The sequence below is a fragment of the Thermoanaerobacter siderophilus SR4 genome (assembly GCF_000262445.1).
Taxonomy (GTDB): Bacteria; Bacillota; Thermoanaerobacteria; order Thermoanaerobacterales; family Thermoanaerobacteraceae; genus Thermoanaerobacter; species Thermoanaerobacter ethanolicus.
Window position 1 is genome coordinate 1,607,816 of the sequence record NZ_CM001486.1, and the last position, 22,890, is coordinate 1,630,705.

Here is a 22,890-nt window from a genome sequence, read left to right on the forward strand (position 1 = left end):
AGTAAACCACGACATAATAATGTCCAAACTAGAAAAGCGGATAGGAGATAAAAGGGTACTAAAGTTAATACGAAGATACCTAGAATCAGGAGTAATGATAAACGGAATCAAAATATCAACAGAAGAAGGGACACCCCAAGGAGGGCCATTAAGTCCGCTATTAGCAAACATAATGTTGGACGAACTAGACAAAGAACTTGAAAGGAGAGGGCACAAATTCTGCCGATATGCAGATGACTGCAACATATATGTAAAAAGCAGGTCTGCAGGAAACAGAGTAATGAAGAGCATAAAGAAATTCATAGAAAGCAAATTAAAACTAAAAGTCAACGAAGCAAAAAGTGCTGTAGATAGACCATGGAGAAGAAAATTTCTTGGATTTTCATTCTACACAAAAGAAAACGAAGTAAGAATAAGAATCCATGAAAAATCCATCAAAAGGTTTAAGGAAAAAGTAAGAGAAATAACCAATCGGAACAAGGGAATAAGCATGGAAAACAGAATAAAAAGACTAAATCAAATAACAACAGGATGGGTCAACTATTTTGGATTAGCAGACGCGAAAAGCATAATGAAAACCCTTGACGAATGGATAAGGCGAAGACTAAGGGCATGTATATGGAAACAATGGAAGAAGATAAAAACGAAGCATGATAACTTAGTAAAACTAGGAGTAGAAGAACAAAAAGCCTGGGAATACGCCAATACAAGGAAAGGCTACTGGAGAATATCCAATAGCCCAATCCTAAATAAGACTCTTACAAATAAATACTTTGAAAGCATAGGTTATAAGAGTTTATCCCAAAGATATCTAATTGTACACAATTCCTAATGAACCGCCGTATACCGAACGGTACGTACGGTGGTGTGAGAGGACGCTGAATAAAATAATTATTCAGCTCCTACTCGATTTTATATGAAAAGTTAGTTTTTTGCTGTTTTTGTGCTGTTGACAGAGACATGTAAATTTGATATATTGAATAATAAATTATTTAGACAAATTAATAACTTTTTAAGAAAGTCCATATAATCCTGTGGATATGGCACGGGAGTTTCTACAAAGCAGCCGTAAACTGCTTTACTATGGGCGGAATTTGCCATTTGTTTTGGCCTGAGGAAATTCTGCCCTCAGGCCTTTAATTTATTCAAGTGTATAAACTGTAAAGTTTTGAAGTAATCTAATTATTTAGCAAAGATTTTATTTGCTAAGTGTGTTATAATAATACTAAAAGGGAGATGTAATCTATGGAGGAAAAGTTTGTTAAAGAAGGATTAACTTTTGATGATGTTCTTTTAATTCCTGCAAAATCTGAAGTCCTTCCTAAGGATGTAGATTTAAAAACAAAACTTACCAAGAAAATCACTTTAAATATTCCCTTAATGAGTGCAGGTATGGATACGGTTACAGAATCCAAACTTGCTATAGCTATAGCAAGGGAAGGCGGCATAGGAGTAATTCACAAAAACATGCCTATTGAAAGACAAGCATTAGAGGTTGACAAAGTTAAAAGGTCAGAGCATGGGGTAATAACAGATCCTTTCTATCTTTCTCCTGATCATACCATAAGAGATGCTGCAGAACTCATGGCAAGGTATAGAATATCGGGAGTACCTATCACTGTGGATTCAAAACTTGTAGGAATAATAACTAATCGTGATATAAGATTTGAAGATGATTTGGATAAACCTATAAGAGAAGTTATGACAAAAGACAATTTGGTAACTGCTCCTCCTGGAACCACTTTAGAGGAAGCAAGACAGATACTAAAAAAACATAAAATAGAAAAATTGCCTTTAGTGGATGAAAACAACGTTTTAAAAGGACTCATAACTATAAAGGACATAGAAAAGGCAATAGAATTTCCTAATGCTGCAAAAGATGGCAAGGGAAGACTTTTAGTGGCTGCTGCTGTCGGTGTTGGAAAAGACATGATGGACAGAGTTAAAGCATTAGTAGAAGCGGGAGTAGATGCTATCGTAATAGACACAGCTCACGGCCATTCTAAGGGAGTTTTAGAGGCTGTCTCTAAGATAAAAGAGAAATACCCAGATTTACAACTAATAGCAGGGAATGTAGCTACGGCTGAGGCTACAAGAGATTTAATTGAAAGAGGGGCTGACTGCGTAAAAGTTGGCATTGGACCAGGGTCAATTTGCACTACGAGAGTGATCGCTGGAGTAGGAGTTCCCCAAATTACTGCTATTTATGATTGTGCTCAAGAAGCGGACAAGTATGGAATACCTATAATAGCAGATGGGGGAATAAAGTATTCAGGAGACATTGTAAAAGCCATTGCAGCAGGGGCTTCTGTGGTTATGCTGGGGAGTCTTTTTGCTGGAACGGAGGAAAGCCCTGGGGAAATTGAAATATATCAAGGTAGGAGTTATAAGGTATATAGAGGTATGGGTTCCTTAGGAGCAATGAAAGAGGGAAGTTCCGATAGGTATTTCCAAGAAGATGTTACTAAATTTGTACCAGAAGGAGTAGAAGGAAGAGTGCCCTATAAAGGGCCTTTAAAAGAAACAGTTTATCAATTGGTTGGCGGTTTGAGAGCAGGAATGGGATATTGTGGTGTTCACAATATTGAAGAATTGAGGACTAAAACAAAATTTGTGAAAATAACACAGGCGGGATTAACTGAAAGTCATCCTCATGATATAATTATTACAAAAGAAGCTCCTAATTATAATTTGAGATAAAAGAGGAGGATTTTAATGGGGATTAAACGTGAAGTAGTGCTTATTTTAGATTTTGGAGGGCAGTATACCCAATTAATTGCCAGAAGAATAAGAGAAGCAAATGTCTTTTGTGAAATTGTTCCTTACAATATTTCTCCAGAGGAAATACGAAAAAAAGAGCCAAAGGGAATTGTGCTTTCTGGAGGGCCAGCCAGTGTCTACGTACAAAATGCTCCTAAGTGTGACAAAGAAATTTTTGAATTGGGCTATCCTGTATTAGGGATATGTTATGGCGCACAGCTTATGACAGAGCTTTTAGGTGGAAAAGTGGCTCCAGCCCCTGTAAAGGAATATGGCAAGACAGAAATTGTATTAAACAATACTATTCCTTTGTTTAAAGGCATAGAAAGAGACACTATTGTTTGGATGAGCCATACTGATCAAATAGAACTTCCTCCTCCAGATTTTAAGGTAGTAGCTTCTACTGACAATTGCCCTATCGCAGCGATTGCGAATGTAGAGAAGAAGTTGTATGCGGTTCAATTCCACCCTGAAGTTTCACACACTCATAGAGGGACAGAGATTATAAGAAATTTCCTCTTTGAAGTATGTGATTGCGCGGCAGATTGGACAATGGATTCTTTGATTGAGCAGACAGTAAAGGAAATAAAAGCGAAAGTGGGAAAACACAAAGCTGTATGTGCTCTGTCTGGTGGTGTAGATTCTTCAGTTGCTGCTGTTTTAGTAGACAGAGCCATTCACGACCAATTGGTGTGCATTTTTGTTGATACAGGGCTTTTAAGGAAAAATGAAGGAGATATGGTTATTGAAACCTTTAGAAAAAATTATGACATGAACATAATCCGGGTAGATGCAAGGGATAGATTTTTGTCCCGCCTTAAAGGAGTTACGGATCCAGAAGAAAAGAGAAAAATTATTGGTAATGTTTTTATAGAAGTTTTTAAAGAAGAGGCCTTAAAGATAGGAGATGTGAAATTTTTGGTGCAAGGTACTTTGTATCCTGATGTAATAGAAAGTGGCAATGGCGTGTCTTCTACTATTAAAAGTCACCACAATGTTGGAGGTTTGCCTGAAGATATAGGTTTTGAACTTATTGAACCTTTGAGGATGCTTTTTAAAGATGAAGTAAGGCAAGTAGGAAAAGAATTAGGAATCCCTGAGGAGATATTATATAGGCAGCCTTTCCCTGGACCAGGCCTTGCAGTCAGAATTCTTGGAGAAGTTACAGAAGAAAAGTTAGAAATTTTGAGACAAGCTGACAGCATAGTTTTAAGGGAAATGAAAAAGTTTGGCTGGTACAATAAAGTATGGCAATCTTTTGCGATTTTGCCTGGCATAAAAAGTGTTGGAGTCATGGGGGATGAAAGGACTTACGCCTATGCGATAATTTTGAGGGTAGTAGATAGCTATGACGGGATGACGGCGGATTGGACAAAGCTTCCTTATGAAATTTTGGAGAGCATATCTACAAGCATTACTAATGAAGTGCCAGGAGTAAACAGAGTGCTTTACGATATTACTTCGAAACCACCAGCTACCATAGAGTGGGAATAAAAATCCGAACATTAATTTAATTTTTTATAAAAAAATTCGCAAATGAGGTTGACTAATATCAAAAAAGTTGATAAGATATAAGTGGGACAATTGAATAAAAATCACTCATATAATCTCGAGAATATGGCTCGAGAGTCTCTACCGAACAACCGTAAATTGTTCGACTATGAGTGAAAGTGTACCTAGGGTTCCAGCCTATTTATAGGTGTTCGGACCGAGCGGTACAGGTATATGTTTATATACCACACCTTAGGGACAAAAGCCCGGGAGGATAGGTTTCACTCTATGTTTTGCTAAAGAAATCTATTCTTCCCGGGTTTGTTTGTTTTAAAGTTACAAAAAATGTAAAATACTTAGATAGGAGGATTATAATGGAAAAAGTGAGTAAATTGCAGTCGAAGACATCTTTTTACGCATTAGCAAATAGGATTTGGAAACTTGAAAATTACAAGACAAATGTAAAAACAGAAATATTAGCAGGTATTACAACCTTTATAACAATGGCCTACATTATGTTTGTGAATCCCATTATACTAAAAGAAACAGGAATGGATCCAGGAGCCGTTTTTGTAGCTACTTGTCTTTCAGCGGCCATTGGAACTCTCATGATGGCTTTTTACGCTAATTATCCTTTTGCACAAGCTCCAGGTATGGGACTTAACGCTTTCTTTACTTATACTGTCGTTTTAACAATGGGATACAGTTGGCAAGAGGCTTTAGCTGCAGTTTTTTTCTCAGGAATTATATTTATTTTGATTACTTTGTCTGGAATACGGGAAATGATTGTTGATGCTATACCTATGTCTTTAAAATATGCAGTAAGTGGAGGAATAGGTTTATTTATAGCTTTTATTGGACTTAAAAATGCTGGTATAATCGTGGCAAATCAAGCAACTTACATTGGATTTGGCGATTTGACTAATCCTGGGACACTTCTTGCCATTGCGGGACTTTTTATAACAGCGATATTGATGTCAAGAAACGTAAAAGGTTCAATACTTCTTGGCATATTGATAACTACAGTATTGGGACTTTTTACTGGAATAGCGAAATTACCCTCTGATTTTAGTATAATTAAAATGCCACCAAGTCTTGCACCCACATTTCTCAAATTGGATATAAAAGGGCTTTTGGGAATTGGCAAGGATATAGGTTTCCTCTCACTTTTCACCAGTATGTTATATGTAGTTTTATCTTTTACTTTTGTAGATTTATTCGATACTATTGGTACTTTTATAGGAACAGGTTCAAAAGCTGGAATGTTAGATGAAAACGGCAAAATGCCTAATATGAAAAAAGGACTTATGTCAGATGCTATTGCCACCACGATAGGCTCTCTTTTAGGAACTTCTACTGTTACTACTTATGTTGAAAGTGCTGCAGGTATTGCAGAAGGCGGAAGAACAGGTCTTACTGCTTTTGTGACAGGTATTTTGTTTTTAGTGGCACTGTTTTTCTCACCAATAGCTTTGCTGGTGCCTACGCAAGCTACTGCTCCTGCCCTTATTATTGTTGGTGTATTAATGATGGGCTCCATTAAAAACATAAATTTTGAAGATTTTACAGAAGCTATGCCTGCTTTCCTTGCTATAATTGCTATGCCTTTCACCTTTAGCATTGCTAATGGTATTGCTGCAGGGCTTATTGCGTATCCTATTGTAAAAATTGCAGCAGGAAGAGCAAAAGAAATTCATCCTATTGTGTACATTCTTGCGTTTTTATTCATATTACGTTTTGCTACACTTGCTGGTTAAAAATAAGACCCCAATTAGTACTTACTAATTGGGGTCTTAAAAGATAAAAGTAAAGTATAGGAGGTATATAAAAAATGACGCCTAAAGTTGCAATAGTAGTTGGCAGCAAATCTGATTTGCCTGTGGTTGAAAGATGCACAAAAATTCTTGAAGAATTTGAAATTTCCTATGATGTTAAAGTGCTGTCTGCCCATAGAACTCCCTTTGAGACACAAGAGTTTGCTGTAAATGCAGATAAATATTATGATATAATCATTGCAGGTGCTGGAAAAGCTGCTCATCTGCCTGGTGTTATTGCTTCTTATACACTCTTGCCTGTTATTGGCCTTCCAATAAAGTCTTCTATTTTAGATGGTCTTGACTCCCTTTTATCAATTGTTCAAATGCCCAAAGGTGTGCCTGTTGCAACAGTAGCCATAGATGGAGCAGAAAATGCAGCACTTTTAGCTTGTCATATTCTCTCTTTGAAATATACTTATTTAAAGAAGACCTTAGCTGATTATAGGGAGAAAATGGCTGAAGAAGTGTTAAACAATTAAGAGATTGGAGGAGATAAATATGGAAAAAAGAGAATTGCTTTATGAAGGAAAAGCTAAAAAAGTTTATAAGACAGATGAAGAGAATTTTTATATCATCGAATACAAAGATGATGCAACTGCTTTTAATGGTTTAAAGAAAGGCACAATTGCCGAAAAAGGTATAGTAAATAACAAAGTTTCTGCAATTTTATTTGCATTATTAGAAAAAATAATGTACCCACCCATTATGTGAAAAAACTTAGTGACAGGGAAATGTTGGTTAAAAAGGTTGAGATTTTCCCTTTAGAAGTTATCGTGAGAAATTACGCAGCAGGAAGTATTTGTAAAAGATTAGGTCTTGAAGAAGGACTAAAGTTTAAAACGCCTGTATTAGAATTCTCATATAAAAATGACGAATTAGGAGACCCAATGATTAATGAATATCACATACAAGCTCTCGAATTAGCCACCAAAGAAGAGGTTGAAATTATGACAGGAATGACGTTTAAAGTCAACAAAATTTTGTCAGAATATTTTTTATCTAAAGACATTATCTTGGTAGATTTTAAATTAGAATTTGGTAAAAGTAATGAAGGAATATTATTAGCTGATGAAATTTCTCCCGATACTTGCAGATTTTGGGACAAAAACACTATGGAAAAACTTGATAAAGATAGATTTAGAAAGGATTTGGGCAAAGTAGAAGAAGCATATTTAGAAATTTTAAAAAGACTTGGAGGTATGTAAAGTGCTAATTGCAAAAGTCTATATAACTTTAAAAAAAGGAATACTTGACCCTCAAGGAAAAGCAGTAAAGGGAGCTTTGCACTCATTAGGATACGAAGAAGTAAAAGAGGTGCGAGTTGGGAAATATATAGAATTAACTTTTGAGGATGGCGATTTATCCCTCCTAAATGACAAAGTAGATGAGATGTGCAAAAGGATACTGACAAACCCAATTATTGAAGATTACACCTTTGAAATTGTGGAGGGATAAAGATGAAATTTGCTGTTATAGTTTTTCCAGGGTCCAATTGCGATGTGGACTGCTATTATGCCGTTAAAGATGGGCTTGTTGAAGAAGTAGAATATGTGTGGCATCAAGAAAAAAATTTGAGTAAGTACGATGTTATAATGTTACCAGGAGGATTTTCTTATGGTGATTATTTGAGGGCAGGAGCTATTGCTAGGTTTTCGCCTGTCATGGAGGCTGTCAGGGAAGAAGCAGAAAAAGGAAAATTTATTATAGGCATATGCAACGGATTTCAGATACTTACAGAAGCAGGGCTTTTGCCGGGAGCTTTGAGAAAAAATGAAGGTCTGAAATTTATTTGCAAGACTGTCAGCATAATAGTTGAAAATGACAAAACTCCTTTTACTACAAGGCTTAAAAAAGGGCAGGAGATTTTACTTCCAATTGCTCATGGAGAAGGCAATTATTATGTAGATGACAAAACTTTAAAAGAACTAAAAGAAAACAATCAAATTGTTTTTAGGTACAAAGAAAATATCAACGGCTCTGTTGAGAGAATAGCCGGAGTTATAAATAAAAAAGGAAATGTTTTAGGAATGATGCCTCATCCAGAGAGAGCTTATGCCCCCTTGCTGGGTAATACTGACGGGCTTTATATCTTAGGGTCAATAGTGGATAATTTTGTAAAAGGCGGGGTTTAAGGATGGATAAAATATGGAGAGAATTAGGACTTACTGATGAGGAGTATGAGAAGATTATTTCGATATTAGGAAGAGAGCCTAATATAACTGAATTAGGTATGTATAGTGTTATGTGGTCTGAACATTGTGCCTATAAAAATTCTAAACCTCTTTTAAAATATTTACCTACAAAAGGCGAAAAAGTAATACAAGGACCGGGAGAAAATGCAGGAATATTGGATATTGGAGATAATTTGGCAGTTGTGATGAAGATAGAAAGCCATAACCACCCTTCTGCAATTGAACCCTATCAAGGAGCAGCTACAGGTGTTGGGGGAATAATAAGAGATATATTCACAATGGGGGCAAGGCCAATTGCTCTTTTAGATTCTTTGAGATTTGGAATTCCTGATGATAAAAGGACTAAATATCTCATCGAAAACGTGGTAGCCGGTATAGCGGATTATGGAAATTGCATAGGAATTCCTACAGTAGGTGGGGATACCTATTTTGAAGAAAGTTACAAAGGAAATCCTTTAGTAAATGCGATGTGTGTAGGAATAGTAGAAAAAGACAAGATAAAAAAGGGATAGCAAAAGGTATAGGTAACCCTGTTATGATAGTAGGTGCTACTACGGGGAGAGACGGTATTGGAGGTGCAAGTTTTGCTTCTCAGGAATTAAGCGAGGAATCAGAAGAAAAAAGACCTTCTGTTCAAGTTGGCGACCCCTTTATGGAAAAACTGCTTTTGGAGGCTTGTTTAGAACTTTTTGAAACAGATGCCGTAGTTGCTATACAAGATATGGGTGCGGCAGGTCTTACCTCTTCTTCTTGCGAGATGGCTTCCCGCGGTGGAACTGGAATGGAGCTTGACCTTGATAAAGTGCCTTTGAGAGAAGAGGGAATGACACCTTATGAAATAATGCTTTCTGAATCTCAGGAGAGGATGTTGGTTGTAGTAGAGAAAGGCAAGGAAGAAGATGTACAAAAGGTATTTAAAAAATGGGGACTGAATGCCGCCACAATAGGGAAAATTACTGATGATGGAATGATAAGAGTGATTAAAGATGGAAAAGTAGTTGCGGAAGTTCCAGCCAAGTCTTTGACAGAAGATGCTCCACAATATGTGAGAGAAGAAGAAGTACCTAAATGGCAAGAAGATGTCAATAAGTTGGATATAAATGAAATAAAACCTCCAGAGGATATGAATAAAGCTCTAAAAGATGTAATTTCTTCTTTAAATATTGCAAGTAAAGAATGGATATACAGTCAATATGATTATATGGTGAGGACAGACACAGTAATAACTCCGGGAATGGATGCGGCTGTTGTGAGGATAAAAGGTACAAAAAAAGCTGTTGCATTGACAACTGATTGCAATGGTAGATATTGTTATTTAGATCCCTATATAGGCTCTCAAATTGCTGTAGCAGAGGCAGCTCGAAATCTTTGCATGGTTGGTGCTAAGCCTATAGGGGTTACGGATTGTTTGAATTTTGGCAATCCGGAAAAGAAAGAAATATATTGGCAGTTAAAAAATTCTATATTTGGAATAGCTAAAGCCTGTGAAACACTCCAAATCCCTGTGGTAAGCGGAAATGTCAGTCTTTACAATGAAAATGAGGAAGGAGCCATTTATCCTACTCCTGTAATAGGAATGGCAGGCCTTATAGAGGATGTATCAAAAATCTGTACAATGGACTTTAAAAAAGAAAGAGATGTAATTATAATTTTAGGTGAGAATAAAGGAGAGATTGGAGGAAGTGAGTATCTTAAAGTTTGCTTTGGAATGGTAAAAGGGCAACCACCTCAAATAGACTTGGAAGAGGAAAAAAGATTGCAAGAATTGGTGTTAAAACTTATTGATAAAGGTTTAATTAATTCTTCTCATGACATATCAGAGGGCGGTTTTGCGGCTGCTTTGGTTGAAAGTGCAATTTCAGGCAAAAAAGGTGCAAAAATTTCGCTACAAACTTCTCTTAGAGAGGATATAGAGTTGTTCTCTGAATCTCAACCAAGAGCATTAATTACTGTAAGTCCTGAAAAAGTAGAGGAAGTATTAAAAATAGCTTATGAATACCAAGTTCCAGCTCAAAAGGTAGGAGTTGTAGAAGGCAAAAAGATTGCAATTGAGGTAAATGGTAAAAAAATAATAGACCTTCCTTTAGAAGTCTTAGAGGAAAGCTGGAGAGGGAGAATAAAATGGGAAATGGAGAGAAATTAAAAGAGGAATGTGGTGTTTTTGGTGCCTTTAGTTTGTCCACTTCAGTTACTTCTTATATCTATTATGGATTACAAGCCTTGCAGCACAGAGGGCAGGAAAGTTCAGGTATAGCTATTTATGATGGCGAAAAAATAAATTGTATTAAGGGGTTGGGACTTGTCAGCGAGGTCTTTAATAAGGAAAATTTAAAGACATTAGAGGGAAAAATGGGGATAGGCCATGTAAGGTATTCTACTACAGGCAGCAATGACATTATAAATGCTCAACCCCTCGTTGCTAATTTTAAAAATGAATATATGGCTCTTGCCCATAATGGCAATTTGATAAACGCAGAAGAGCTAAGAGGCCAATTGGAGGAGGACGGCAGAATATTTCAAACTACAACTGATAGTGAAATAATTCTTCATTTAATTGTAAAGAATCTCCAAAAGGGCTTAATAGAAGCCCTTTTGGAAACAATAAAACAAATAAAAGGTTCATACGCTTTGGTGATTTTAACAGACAATAAATTAATAGGGATAAGAGACGTAAACAGTATAAGGCCTCTTTGTATAGGTAAAAAAGATGACACTTATTTCTTATCTTCTGAATCTTGTGCCTTTGACGTAATAGGAGCAGAGTTGATACGTGATGTAGAAGCAGGAGAAATAGTTATAATTGATGGAAAAGGAATAGAGTCTTTTAAGTTAGAAGTAGAAGAAAAAAAGATGCCTTGTGTTTTCGAATACATCTATTTTGCTAGACCTGATAGTGTCATAAATGGAAGAAGTGTTTATTTTACACGATTGGAGATGGGCAAAAGATTAGCTGAAGAAGCACCTGTAGATGCAGACTTGGTAGTACCAGTTCCAGATTCAGGCATTGCCGCTGCAAGAGGTTACTCTCTCAAAACAGGAATACCAATGGGTGAGGGACTTATAAAAAATAAATACATTGGAAGGACTTTTATTGCTCCCGACCAAAGGGATAGAGAGACAGGTGTGAGGATAAAGCTAAATGTCTTAAAAGAATTGGTTCAAGGCAAGAGGATAGTTTTAATAGATGATTCAATTGTTAGAGGTACTACTATGAAGAGATTGGTGAGTTTATTAAAAAATGGGGGAGCAAAAGAGGTTCATGTGAGGATAAGTTCACCTCCTGTTAAATATTCCTGCTACTTTGGAATTGATACTCCGACAAAAAAGAATTGATAGGAGCAAGGATGTCAGTTGAAGAGATGTGCAAATTAATAGGAGCTGACAGCCTACAGTTTTTAAGTATTGAAGGGCTTATAAAAAGTGTAGGACTTAAATCTATTTGCACAGGTTGCTTTGATGGCAACTATCCTATGTATGTTCCAAAAGAAGGAAGCAAGTATCTTTTTGAGAAAAAATAAAAAGTAGGTGTATGATTATGAATTATAAAGATGCTGGGGTAAATATAGATGAAGGCAATAAACTGGTGGAAATGATAAAACCTATTGCAAAAAAGACTTTGACAGACAATGTTTTGGAAGGCATTGGGGGATTTGCAGCTCTTTTTGAGATAAAAAATTACAAAAACCCTGTAATCGTGTCAAGCACTGATGGAGTTGGGACAAAACTTAAAATAGCCTTTATGATGGACAAACACGATACTGTAGGAATAGACCTTGTAGCTATGTGTGTAAATGACATTATTGTAACTGGTGCTAAGCCTTTGTTTTTTCTTGACTATTTTGCTACTGTAAAGTTAAAAAGTAAGACTGCAGTAGAAGTAATCAAAGGAATAGCAGAGGGTTGTAAAATAGCCGGTTGTGCTTTGATAGGAGGAGAAACAGCAGAACTTCCAGGTTTTTATAAAGAAGGAGAGTACGATTTAGCAGGCTTTTGTGTAGGAATTGCAGAAAAAGAAGAGCTGATTGATACAAAATCAATAAAAGAAGGAGATGCCATAATTGGGCTTGCCTCTTCTGGAATTCACAGCAATGGCTATTCTTTAGTGAGGAAAGTGTTTTTTGAGAAAAACAATTTTTCAGTAAAAGACTTTATACCAGAGCTTGGGATGGATTTAGGAGATGCACTCCTTACTCCTACAAAAATATATGTCAAGTCAATAGAGGCTTTAAAAGGGTTAAAAATTAAAGGGATGGCTCATATTACCGGGGGAGGTTTTATTGATAATATTCCAAGAATACTAAGAAAAAGTATAGATGCAAAAATAAATAAAGGAAGTTGGGAAATTCCAGCTATTTTTGAATTAATTCAAAGATTGGGAGATATTGAAGAAAGAGAAATGTATCGTACTTTTAATATGGGGATTGGCATGGTAGTTATAGTAGACCCATCTGATGTAGATAAGGCTTTAGAAAAATTAAATGGCATGGGTGAAAAAGCTTATGTAATAGGGGAGATAGTAGAAGGGGAAGGCGGTGTAATTTTATGAACCTTGTGGTGATGGCATCAGGTAACGGGACTGATTTGCAGTCAATAATTGATGCCATTGAAGCAGGATATATCAATGCCAGGATAATTGCCGTCATTAGCGATAAAAAGGAGCTTATGCTCTTGAAAGGGCAAAAAAACACGGAATTGCTACTTACTGCCTTCCCAAAAAAGAATTGAAAGAAAATTTTCAAAGAGAGTTATTAAAGCTTCTTGAAAAATTGAATCCGGATGGAATAATTCTTGCAGGTTTTTTGACAATTCTCAGTGGAGAAATTGTAGAAAGATTTGAAAACAGGATAATAAATATACATCCCTCACTTATTCCTGCCTTTTGTGGCAAAGGATTTTATGGAATGAAGGTACATCAGGCGGTCTATGAATACGGAGTAAAATACACCGGCTGTACCGTTCACTTTGTGGACAGTGGTACTGATACTGGACCTATTATTTTTCAAGAAGTTGTGAAAATCGATGAAGAGGATACGCCAGAGACCATTGCTAAAAAAGTGCTGGAAGTAGAACACAAAGTTTTACCTTATGCAGTTAAGCTTTTTACAGAAGGGAAGTTAAAAGTCGAAGGTAGAAAAGTGAAAATATTAAAGTTTTAAAAGGGATTATAAAACTGTAAAAAGGAGGCAATTCTATGGCCAAAAAAGCGTTAATAAGCGTTTCAAAAAAAGAAGGCATAGTGGAATTTGCCAAAAAGCTTAATGAATTAGGATATGAAATAATATCAACAGGAGGGACTTATAATCTTCTTAAAGAAAATAGAGTAAATGTAGTAAAGGTATCAGACATAACAGGTTTCCCTGAAATTATGGATGGTAGAGTAAAGACGCTTCATCCTAAAATTCATGGAGGGCTTCTTGCAATAAGAGACAATGAAGAGCACATTAAAGCTTTAAAAGAACATGGCATTGAGCCAATAGATATAGTTGCCATAAATTTATATCCTTTTAAAGAGACAATCCTAAAAGAAAATGTGACTTTAGAAGAAGCGATAGAAAATATAGACATTGGCGGTCCTTCAATGATAAGGGCTGCAGCTAAAAACTACAAATATGTGACTATTCTTGTAGATCCAAAGGATTATGATACAGTCATTGAAGAAATAAAACAATATGGCAATACAAAAGAAGAGACGAGATTTTATCTGGCAGCAAAAGCTTTTGGCCATACAGCCCTTTACGATTCTTTGATATACAACTATTTGATACAAAAAATAACATAGAGTTTCCCGAAGTTGTGGCCTTTGCCTATGAAAAAGCTCAAGACATGAGATATGGTGAAAATCCTCATCAAAAGGCGGCTTTTTACAAAAATCCTATTAAAGCCTATGGTATTGCAGAATGTGAGCAGTTGCACGGCAAAGAGCTCTCTTTTAACAATATAAACGATGCAAATGCGGCAATAGAGCTCTTAAGAGAGTTTAAAGAGCCTGCAGCAGTTGCCGTAAAGCACACAAATCCTTGTGGAGTAGCTATTGCAGATAATATATACAATGCTTACTTAAAAGCTTATGAGAGTGACCCTGTTTCTATTTTTGGGGGAATTGTAGCATTAAATAAAACTGTAGATGTTAAAACAGCTGAAGAACTTATAAAAATATTCTTAGAAATAGTAATTGCTCCAGACTTTGAAGAAGAGGCCTTAGAGATTTTAAAGAAAAGAAAAACTTAAGGATATTGAGGTTAAAAGAAGGATATGAAAAAGAATATGATTTAAAGAAAGTAGAAGGCGGACTTTTAGTACAAGAAAAAGATGAAATAGATTTAGATGAGAATAATTTGAAAGTAGTTACTAAAAAAGCACCTACTCAAAAAGAGATGGAAGATTTAAGGTTTGCCTGGAAGGTAGTAAAGCACGTAAAATCCAATGCGATTGTTTTAGCAAAAGATGGAGCTACAGTAGGTATTGGCGTGGGACAAGTCAACAGGATATGGCCGACAGAACAAGCAATCAAACAAGCAGGCGAAAAAGCAAAGGGAAGTGTCCTTGCATCAGATGCCTTTTTCCCATTTCCAGATGTTGTGGAAGCGGCTGTAAAAGGCGGTATAACTGCCATAATCCAACCAGGCGGCTCACAAAACGATGCTTTATCAATTGAAGCTGCAGACAAAGGCGGTATATCAATGATATTCACAGGCATAAGGCACTTTAAACATTGAGGAGGAATTTGTATGAAGGTTTTAGTCATAGGGGGCGGAGGAAGAGAACATGCAATTGTTCACAAACTTTCACAAAGTCCTAAAGTGAATAAAATCTACTGTGCTCCTGGTAATGCTGGCATAGGGCTTTTAGCAGAATGTGTTGACATAAAAATTGGAGATATTGAAAAGCTTAAAGAATTTGCCATAAAAAATAACATTGATTTAACAGTTGTAGGGCCAGAGATGCCACTGGTACAAGGTATTGTGGATGAATTTGAGAAAGTAGGGCTTAAAATCTTTGGGCCTAATAAAAGTGCTGCAGCTGTTGAGGGAAGCAAATATTTTACTAAACAGCTTCTTTCTAAATACAATATTCCTACTGGAAGGTTTAAAGCCTTTGACAAATATCAGGAGGCTTTGAAGTTTTTAAAAGAGACATGGTATCCTGCTGTGATGAAAGCAGATGGACTGGCACAAGGTAAAGGAGTGTTTATTGTAAAAGACTTTATAGAAGCAAAAGAAGCTCTAGACTTAATGATGAAAAAAAGGATATTTGGTGCATCAGGAGATATCATAATAATAGAAGAGATGCTTTTTGGAAAAGAAGCGTCAGTATTCGCATTTACAGATGGAGAAAATATTTTACCTATGGTTTCTGCTATGGATTATAAAAAGATCTATGAAGGAGACAAAGGTCCTAACACTGGAGGTATGGGAAGCATTGCACCAAATCCTTATCTTGAGGAAGAAACTTTAAAAGAAGTGATGGAAAGCATTTTAAAACCAGTGGTAAAGGCACTTCAAAAAGAAGGCATTGTATATAAAGGAGTGTTATACGCAGGTTTAATGCTTACAAAAGAAGGACCTAAGGTTTTAGAATTTAATGCAAGATTTGGAGACCCTGAAACACAAGTTGTACTGCCTCTTTTAAAAACAGACCTTATTGATATAATAGAAGCTACCATAGAAGGAAAACTTGATAAAATACAAATTGAATGGGAAGACAAAAAGGCTGTATGTGCCGTTGCGGTATCAAACGGTTACCCAGGGGAATATCAGACTGGTTTTGAGATAACAGGGTTAGAAAAAGTAAAAGAAGCATTTGTATATCATGCAGGGACAGTATTAAAAGATGGTAAAATTGTCACATCAGGAGGAAGAGTGCTTGCTGTTACCTCAATAGGGGATTCATATGAAGAAGCGAGAGAAAAAGTTTATAGAGAAATTAAAAAATAAGCTTTAAAGGGATGTACTATAGAAAAGATATTGCTTTGGTAAGCCAGGTGTAAACCTGGCGTTTTTAATCAGTTTAAAGTTATGGTATAATATCTACTAACATATGCCTTAATTTTTTAAAAATGGGGGAGAAATTATGCCCAAAGACCATGTAAAACTTTTTGATATTATATCTCCAATTTATGGGTGGTTTTTTAATTCTCAAGTGGAATATTATAGGAAAGTTTTAGCTATTTTGAAAGAACATATTGATTTAGGAAATTACATAAAATTTTTAGATGTCGGATGTGGTACAGGTGCATTGTGTTATGTATTAAGGGAAGCTGGCTTTGAGGTTTCTGGGGTGGAAGTTTCCGCAGGTATGTTAGCACAAGCGATGAAAAGGCTGAAAAACACGGATATTAAGGCATATAAGATAAATCCAGGTGAAGGGTTTCCCTTCGAAGATAATTTTTTTGATGTGGTTACAGCTTCTTATGTGGCTCATGGTATTAAAAAGAATGAGCGGGAAATATTATATAAAGAGATGTCAAGGGTCGCAAAGCATTATGTAATTCTTCATGACTACAATCAAAACAGAGACTTTTTTACTTCATTTGTGGAATGGTTGGAAGGTGGAGATTATTTTAATTTTGTAAAAGAAGTTAAAAAAGAACTAAAAGAAAACTTTAAAGAAGTAAAAATGGTAGATGTCAGTTCAAAAGCTTCTTTATACATCTTACAACCTAATAAATAAATTATGATATAATAAATACCAATGGTGTGAATAATTAATTGGCTTAAATTTTTATTAGGGTGTGGTGAAATGGACTCAAGACCAATAGGTGTTTTTGACTCTGGAGTAGGAGGACTTACAGTACTAAAAAGACTTGTTGAGGTTTTACCAGGAGAAGACTATATTTACTTTGGTGATACAAAAAGAGTTCCCTATGGCGATAGAAGTGAAGAAGAGATAAAAAAATTTGCAAAACAGATTTTAAATTTTATGAGAGAGCAAAAAGTAAAAGCTGTAGTAATAGCTTGTAATACTACTTGTGCAGTTATAAATAAAAGCGAATATGATGTGGTTCTTTTTGATGTTTTAAAAGCAGGGGCAGAGAGCGCTGCCCTATACACTATAAATAAAAAAATAGGTGTTATTGCAACTACAAGAACTGTTGAAAGCAAAAGCTATGAAAAGAATATAAAAATTATTGATAAAAATATTGAAGTTTACCAAAAGGCATGTCCTGAGTTTGTCCCACTTATTGAAAAAGGGCTATATAATTCGCCAATAGCCTATGAAACTGCTAGCAAGTGTTTAAAAGAATTGAAAGAAAAAGATATAGATACTCTTGTTTTAGGTTGTACCCATTATCCTTTAATGGCTTCAGTTATAGAAGAGATAATGGGGGAAAATGTAAAAATAGTAGACCCTGCAATTAAATTAGCCTATGATGTGAAAGATTATTTATTAAAGAAAGATTTATTAAATCCTCAAATCAGGGGTAAGGCAGAATTTTTTGTAAGTGGAGATAAAGATAATTTTATCAAAACGGCAGAAATGCTATTAGGCGAGAAAATTGAGAATGTTTTGCATGTAGACATAGAAAAATATTAAAAAACAGGTGGGATTTAGGATGGATATTTTCAAAGAGGCTGAAAAAGTAGAAAAAGAAGTAATAGAATTAAGGCGAAAAATACACATGTACCCTGAATTAGGTTTTGAAGAAACAAAAACTTCTGAAATTGTTTATGATTATTTAAAAAATTTAGGGATTGAAGTAAAGAGAATTGCTAAAACTGGCGTTGTGGGGACCCTTAAAGGCAATGGAAGCAAGACGATAGCTATAAGAGCAGATATGGACGCTCTTCCAATTCAAGAAGAAAATGATGTAGAATATGCATCGCAGATTCCAGGAAGAATGCATGCTTGTGGGCATGATGTTCATACAGCTATACTTCTTGGTACTGCTAAACTTTTGGCAAATATGAGAGATAAGTTAAAGGGAAATGTTAAGTTTATATTTCAACCAGCGGAAGAAACAACGGGGGGAGCTCTTCCGATGATTGAAGAAGGAGTTTTAGAAAATCCTAAAGTTGATGCTATAATAGGACTACATGTAGACCCAGAACTTCAAGTAGGGCAAATAGGGATAACCTATGGAAAAGCCTATGCTTCATCAGATATGTTTGACATAATTGTAAAAGGCAAAAGCAGTCATGGGGCTGAGCCTCATAAATCGGTGGATGCCATAGTGATTGCTGCTAATATTGTAAATATGCTCCAAACTGTTGTTAGCAGAAAAGCTAATCCATTAAGCCCTATAGTGCTAACTATTGGGACTATTGAAGGAGGATATGCACGAAATATAATAGCGAACAAAGTGAGGATGTCTGGAATTATAAGAATGATGGAAGAAGAAAAAAGAGATGAGATAGTTGAGATGGTGGAGAAGATTTGCGATAACACAGCAAAAGCTATGGGAGGAGAAGTAGAATTTAAAAGAACGATAGGGTATCCTTGCCTTGTAAATCACAAAGGTATGACAGACCTCATAAAAGAAACTGCTTTTCCTTTGCTAGGGGAAGGCAATGTAATAGAAGTGGCACCAACAATGGGAGTAGAAGATTTCGCTTATTTCTTGCAAAAAGTCCCTGGCAGTTTTTATAAATTAGGGTGTGGCAATAAAGAAAAAGGAATAGATAAACCTATACATAACAACCAATTTAATATCGATGAGGAGTGTATTAAAATTGGCCTTGCTGTACACGTCTCTACAGTTTTAAAATATTTAAACTCAAATGGTTAAAAAATTTTTTGAAGGATTAAAAAATATTTGGAAAAAATGACGGGGATTTATTTATAAATATTCTTTTAAAACTTACGAAAAAGGTTTACTGCAGTTTTATTTATTTGCAGTGATTAATAATTTTACAAAACTGCAGGAAAAATTTCATGTAAAAAAATATTTAAATCAAATCTTGACATTTTTCATCAAATGATGCATAATATTTGTCGGAAGAGAGGTAATGTGAGTTTATCACCTCTGCCAATAAGTGAGAGGAAGCCTTAGGAATGTGTAAATCTTAACCCCCCTCAATTTTATGTACTTAAAAATTTCTCCCCCTAATCCCCCTTTACTGCCGGCATACTGCCGGTTTTTTTCATATATAAAAAGCACTGCGAATAAACTATTGTGAGGTGTTGTTTATGCACAATAGGTCTTTTATTCGCGGTGCTTTTATATTAACTATTGCCAATATTATAGACAGAGGCATTGGATTTATCTTTAGAATAATTTTATCAAATATGTTAGGCCCGGAAGGTACGGGTATTTATCAATTAGTTCTTCCTATATATTTTGTTTCAATAACTTTTTTAACCTCTGGTACGATGGCTGTCACTTCTCGCTTTATTTCAGAAGAAAGAGCAAAAGGAAACAAAAAAATATGTTTAAAATTTTAAAAATTACTTTTTTGATAGTATTGATAATTGCTTTTATCATTTCTTCGTTGCTATTTTTTAATGCTAAGTACGTAGCTGAAAAGTTACTTCACGAACCAAGAGCACTTTTATCAATTCTCATTTTTGCACCGGTGCTTATCATTGTTGCTTCTTCATCAGTGTTTAAGGGATTTTTTCAAGGAGTTATAAATATGATACCTGCTTCAGTTTCAGAAATTGTTGAACAGATAGTACGGGTATCAACAACTTTATATTTAATACAGCTTTTTACAGGAGCTAAACTTGAATATTTAGTAGCGATAGCTATATTTGGCATATCTGCAGGTGAAATTGTCAGTTTTCTTATGTACATACTTTTTTATAAAAGGGAAGTAAAAATTATAAATAAAGAAATGACTTATAATGGAAAAGAATGGGATATTTTTTCTATAGCAAAAACATTAGTGATTACTTCCATACCTATAACTTTTTCAAAATTAATTGTAAATGTGTTGGATTTAGCAGAATCTTTAATAATTCCTTCAAGACTTGTTGTCTCAGGTCTCACTCACAGTGAAGCGATGTCTGAATTTGGTAAAATGTTAGGTATGGCAGTGCCTCTTGCATACATGCCAGCAGTTATAACTTCAAGTCTTTCCACTACTGTCCTTCCTGCAGTTTCTGAAGCAGCTGCTCTGAAAAAGTGGGATACTGTAAGACTTAGGATTAACCAAGCAATTGGCTATACTACTTTAGTAGCTTTTCCTGCTATAATTTTATTTTTAGCTCTTCCTGAGCAAATTTCTCAGCTTTTGTATCCTTCTTCCCCAGGAGTAGGGGCTTTTGTGAGAGCGATTTCCATGGGAAGTATATTCGCATTTTTAGAAGCGGTGGTGGCTAGCATTCTCCATGGATTAGGAAAGCAAAATGTGGTTTTAAAAAATTCTATTATATGGTTGGTAGTCTGTATTATAGGTATGTATTACTTAACCGCCATGCCACAACTTAGACTTTTTGGATATATATACAGCTTTATATTTGCCGATGCTCTTATTTTAATGCTAAATATGTTTGAGCTCATAAAAATGACAGGATTAAGAATAGACTATTTAAATTGGCTTATAAAACCGATAACAGCATCAATAATTATGGGAATAATTGTTATAATTATCCACAGTAAATTGTTGACAATTAATGTTAATATGTGGATAAATATTTTTTTATCAATTTTTATAGGAATTCCTGCCTATTTACTGCTTTGCTCTGCGTTGAAACTACCTTATATTGAGGATTTAAGAAAAATAATTTTGTTGAAAAATTAACAATTATAGTATATAATAAAAATAAAACTAAGCCCAAGGGGATTTTCCTGAGGGCGAGGGAGGAGATAAAGTATGATAAAAGAAAAAGCGGATTTTATTGATGATGAAAAGATAAGACAGGATTTGGAAAAGGCTAAAAAAGCGACAAGTAAAGATGCATTAGAAATTATAGAGAAAGCTAAAAAACTAAAAGGCATTACTCCTGAAGAAGCAGCGGTACTTTTAAATGTAGAAGATGAGGATTTGCTCAATGAGATGTTTAAAGTAGCAAGGTATATAAAAGAAGAAATATATGGAAATAGGATTGTAATATTTGCTCCCCTTTATGTAAGTAACTACTGTGTAAACAACTGTAGATATTGTGGTTACAGACATTCTAATGAGCAGGAAAGAAAAAAGCTTACAATGGAAGAAGTGAGAAGAGAAGTTGAGATTTTGGAAGAGATGGGACATAAGAGATTAGCGGTTGAAGCTGGAGAAGACCCTGTAAATTGCCCTATAGATTATATTATCGATGTAATAAAGACGATATACGATACAAAACTTAAAAACGGAAGTATTAGAAGAGTAAATGTCAATATAGCGGCGACTACTGTAGAAAATTACAAAAAACTTAAAAAAGTAGGAATAGGGACTTATATTTTATTCCAAGAAACTTACCATAGGCCCACTTATGAATACATGCATCCACAGGGACCAAAATACGATTACGACTATCATTTGACTGCTATGGACAGGGCTATGGAGGCAGGTATTGACGACGTAGGATTAGGGGTTTTGTATGGGCTTTATGATTACAAATACGAAACTGTTGCAATGCTTTATCATGCGAACCATTTAGAGGAGAAATTTGGAGTTGGGCCACATACTATTTCAGTACCGCGACTTAGACCAGCTCTTAACACTTCCATAGATAAATTTCCATATATTGTATCAGATAAAGACTTTAAAAAATTAGTAGCAGTCATAAGAATGGCAGTGCCCTATACTGGAATGATTTTGTCTACAAGAGAAAAGCCTAAATTTAGAGAAGAAGTAATAAGCATTGGCATTTCTCAGATTAGTGCCGGTTCTTGTACAGGAGTAGGTGGATATCATGAAGAGATATCCAAAAAAGGTGGTTCAAAGCCACAATTTGAGGTAGAAGATAAAAGAAGCCCTAATGAAATTTTAAGGACTTTGTGTGAACAAGGGTATCTTCCAAGTTATTGTACTGCTTGCTACAGAATGGGACGTACAGGAGACAGGTTTATGACCTTTGCGAAATCAGGGCAAATACACAACTTCTGTCTACCTAATGCGATACTAACCTTCAAAGAGTTTTTGATTGATTACGGGGATGAAAAAACTAAGGAAATTGGAGAAAAAGCAATAGCGGTAAATTTAGAGAAAATTCCATCAATAACTGTAAGGGAAGAGACAAAGAGAAGACTAAAAAGAATAGAAAATGGAGAAAGAGACCTTTTCTTTTAAACTTAAAACCTCGTGAAAAGGAGGCTTTAGCTTGTTGACAAAATATTATCGCTGTTGGCATTTTGCATAGTTTGCTCCAGTGATATCGCAGACTAAACTAGCGCTCGTCCTCGGGCTCAAGCGGGGCTCCGGGCACATTCGTCATCCTTGACTTAGTGCCCGCCTCCGCCATCACAAGGCTACGGCCCCGCTTTCGCCTCTCAGCCTCGCTAAGTTTCCCGGCACTCAACTGAACGGGCTGGTCTTTTCTCTTATTCTCCTTTTTTAACATTTTCGGTTGAGTGCCGGGCTATCAAGTCGCTACACTTATGCAAAATGCCAACATGTTATATAAAAGGTTTGTCTACAGTTTGAGACCTCGCTTTCACGAGGTCTTATTTTATATATTTTTACAATTAAAAATATGACACAATGCTAATGTCAGATGATTTACATCTTTTCCTTGTTAATTTAGCGATTAGGTGTATAATATAG

12 protein-coding genes, 7 pseudogenes and 2 riboswitches are annotated in these 22,890 nt (G+C 35.5%); all 19 genes and pseudogenes read left to right on the plus strand.

Annotation, left to right across the window (positions count from 1 at the left end; all coding sequences use genetic code 11):
* Positions 1-832: group II intron maturase-specific domain-containing protein (locus THESIDRAFT1_RS07880; protein ID WP_006570038.1), on the plus strand; the 832-nt coding region annotated here is incomplete at its 5' end.
* A gap of 170 nt (positions 833-1,002) precedes the next feature.
* Positions 1,003-1,104, plus strand: a riboswitch (purine riboswitch).
* A 141-nt stretch (positions 1,105-1,245) separates the two neighbouring features.
* A complete protein-coding gene (guaB, locus tag THESIDRAFT1_RS07885; protein WP_004402439.1) occupies positions 1,246-2,700 on the plus strand; it encodes an IMP dehydrogenase in 1,455 nt (484 codons plus the stop codon).
* 15 nt (positions 2,701-2,715) lie between these two features.
* A complete protein-coding gene (gene guaA / locus THESIDRAFT1_RS07890; RefSeq protein ID WP_006570039.1) occupies positions 2,716-4,254 on the plus strand; it encodes a glutamine-hydrolyzing GMP synthase in 1,539 nt (512 codons plus the stop codon).
* 85 nt (positions 4,255-4,339) lie between these two features.
* Positions 4,340-4,441: riboswitch (purine riboswitch) on the plus strand.
* Positions 4,442-4,625: 184 nt separating this feature from the next.
* Positions 4,626-6,008, plus strand: a complete 1,383-nt coding sequence (locus tag THESIDRAFT1_RS07895) for an NCS2 family permease (protein WP_006570040.1) — start codon at positions 4,626-4,628, stop codon at positions 6,006-6,008.
* A 74-nt stretch (positions 6,009-6,082) separates the two neighbouring features.
* Positions 6,083-6,547, plus strand: coding sequence for a 5-(carboxyamino)imidazole ribonucleotide mutase (purE, locus tag THESIDRAFT1_RS07900; RefSeq protein WP_003870508.1), 465 nt, complete (start codon positions 6,083-6,085; stop codon positions 6,545-6,547).
* A 19-nt stretch (positions 6,548-6,566) separates the two neighbouring features.
* Positions 6,567-7,273, plus strand: a pseudogene (purC, locus tag THESIDRAFT1_RS07905) (phosphoribosylaminoimidazolesuccinocarboxamide synthase).
* A gap of 1 nt (position 7,274) precedes the next feature.
* Positions 7,275-7,523: a phosphoribosylformylglycinamidine synthase subunit PurS gene (gene purS, locus THESIDRAFT1_RS07910; RefSeq protein WP_006570041.1), complete on the plus strand. Its 249-nt coding sequence runs from the start codon at positions 7,275-7,277 to the stop codon at positions 7,521-7,523.
* 2 nt (positions 7,524-7,525) lie between these two features.
* Positions 7,526-8,200: a phosphoribosylformylglycinamidine synthase subunit PurQ gene (gene purQ, locus THESIDRAFT1_RS07915; RefSeq protein WP_006570042.1), complete on the plus strand. Its 675-nt coding sequence runs from the start codon at positions 7,526-7,528 to the stop codon at positions 8,198-8,200.
* Between the two features lie 2 nt (positions 8,201-8,202).
* A pseudogene (purL, locus tag THESIDRAFT1_RS07920) lies at positions 8,203-10,403 on the plus strand (phosphoribosylformylglycinamidine synthase subunit PurL).
* Positions 10,382-11,778: pseudogene (gene purF, locus THESIDRAFT1_RS07925) on the plus strand (amidophosphoribosyltransferase). Before purL ends, purF begins: the two co-directional pseudogenes overlap by 22 nt.
* A gap of 17 nt (positions 11,779-11,795) precedes the next feature.
* The gene (purM, locus tag THESIDRAFT1_RS07930) at positions 11,796-12,806 is read left to right on the plus strand and encodes a phosphoribosylformylglycinamidine cyclo-ligase (protein WP_006570045.1); all 1,011 of its coding nucleotides are present in this window, start codon (positions 11,796-11,798) and stop codon (positions 12,804-12,806) included.
* Positions 12,803-13,416: pseudogene (purN, locus tag THESIDRAFT1_RS07935) on the plus strand (phosphoribosylglycinamide formyltransferase). Before purM ends, purN begins: the two are co-directional and overlap by 4 nt.
* Positions 13,417-13,451: 35 nt before the next feature.
* Positions 13,452-14,976, plus strand: a pseudogene (gene purH, locus THESIDRAFT1_RS07940) (bifunctional phosphoribosylaminoimidazolecarboxamide formyltransferase/IMP cyclohydrolase).
* Positions 14,977-14,988: 12 nt separating this feature from the next.
* Positions 14,989-16,247, plus strand: a pseudogene (gene purD, locus THESIDRAFT1_RS07945) (phosphoribosylamine--glycine ligase).
* Positions 16,248-16,330: 83 nt separating this feature from the next.
* Positions 16,331-16,930 (plus strand): class I SAM-dependent methyltransferase, encoded by a 600-nt coding sequence (locus THESIDRAFT1_RS07950; protein ID WP_003870499.1) that lies wholly within the window; start codon positions 16,331-16,333, stop codon positions 16,928-16,930.
* A 69-nt stretch (positions 16,931-16,999) separates the two neighbouring features.
* A complete protein-coding gene (gene murI, locus THESIDRAFT1_RS07955) occupies positions 17,000-17,794 on the plus strand; it encodes a glutamate racemase (RefSeq protein ID WP_004402425.1) in 795 nt (264 codons plus the stop codon).
* 19 nt (positions 17,795-17,813) lie between these two features.
* A complete protein-coding gene (locus tag THESIDRAFT1_RS07960; RefSeq protein ID WP_006570049.1) occupies positions 17,814-18,986 on the plus strand; it encodes a M20 metallopeptidase family protein in 1,173 nt (390 codons plus the stop codon).
* 401 nt (positions 18,987-19,387) lie between these two features.
* Positions 19,388-20,943 (plus strand): annotated as a pseudogene (gene spoVB, locus THESIDRAFT1_RS07965) (stage V sporulation protein B).
* A 72-nt stretch (positions 20,944-21,015) separates the two neighbouring features.
* Positions 21,016-22,416, plus strand: coding sequence for a [FeFe] hydrogenase H-cluster radical SAM maturase HydG (hydG, locus tag THESIDRAFT1_RS07970; protein ID WP_003870494.1), 1,401 nt, complete (start codon positions 21,016-21,018; stop codon positions 22,414-22,416).
* The last annotated feature ends 474 nt before the right edge of the window (positions 22,417-22,890 follow it).

What these genes read in the sequence shown, in the direction of transcription:
- guaB (WP_004402439.1), top strand. Translation starts at nt 1,246, where the DNA reads ATGGAGGAAAAGTTTGTTAAAGAAGGATTAACTTTTGATGATGTTCTT.
- guaA (WP_006570039.1), top strand. Translation starts at nt 2,716, where the DNA reads ATGGGGATTAAACGTGAAGTAGTGCTTATTTTAGATTTTGGAGGGCAG.
- THESIDRAFT1_RS07895 (WP_006570040.1), top strand. Translation starts at nt 4,626, where the DNA reads ATGGAAAAAGTGAGTAAATTGCAGTCGAAGACATCTTTTTACGCATTA.
- purE (WP_003870508.1), top strand. Translation starts at nt 6,083, where the DNA reads ATGACGCCTAAAGTTGCAATAGTAGTTGGCAGCAAATCTGATTTGCCT.
- purQ (WP_006570042.1), top strand. Translation starts at nt 7,526, where the DNA reads ATGAAATTTGCTGTTATAGTTTTTCCAGGGTCCAATTGCGATGTGGAC.
- purM (WP_006570045.1), top strand. Translation starts at nt 11,796, where the DNA reads ATGAATTATAAAGATGCTGGGGTAAATATAGATGAAGGCAATAAACTG.
- THESIDRAFT1_RS07950 (WP_003870499.1), top strand. Translation starts at nt 16,331, where the DNA reads ATGCCCAAAGACCATGTAAAACTTTTTGATATTATATCTCCAATTTAT.
- murI (WP_004402425.1), top strand. Translation starts at nt 17,000, where the DNA reads ATGGACTCAAGACCAATAGGTGTTTTTGACTCTGGAGTAGGAGGACTT.
- THESIDRAFT1_RS07960 (WP_006570049.1), top strand. Translation starts at nt 17,814, where the DNA reads ATGGATATTTTCAAAGAGGCTGAAAAAGTAGAAAAAGAAGTAATAGAA.
- hydG (WP_003870494.1), top strand. Translation starts at nt 21,016, where the DNA reads ATGATAAAAGAAAAAGCGGATTTTATTGATGATGAAAAGATAAGACAG.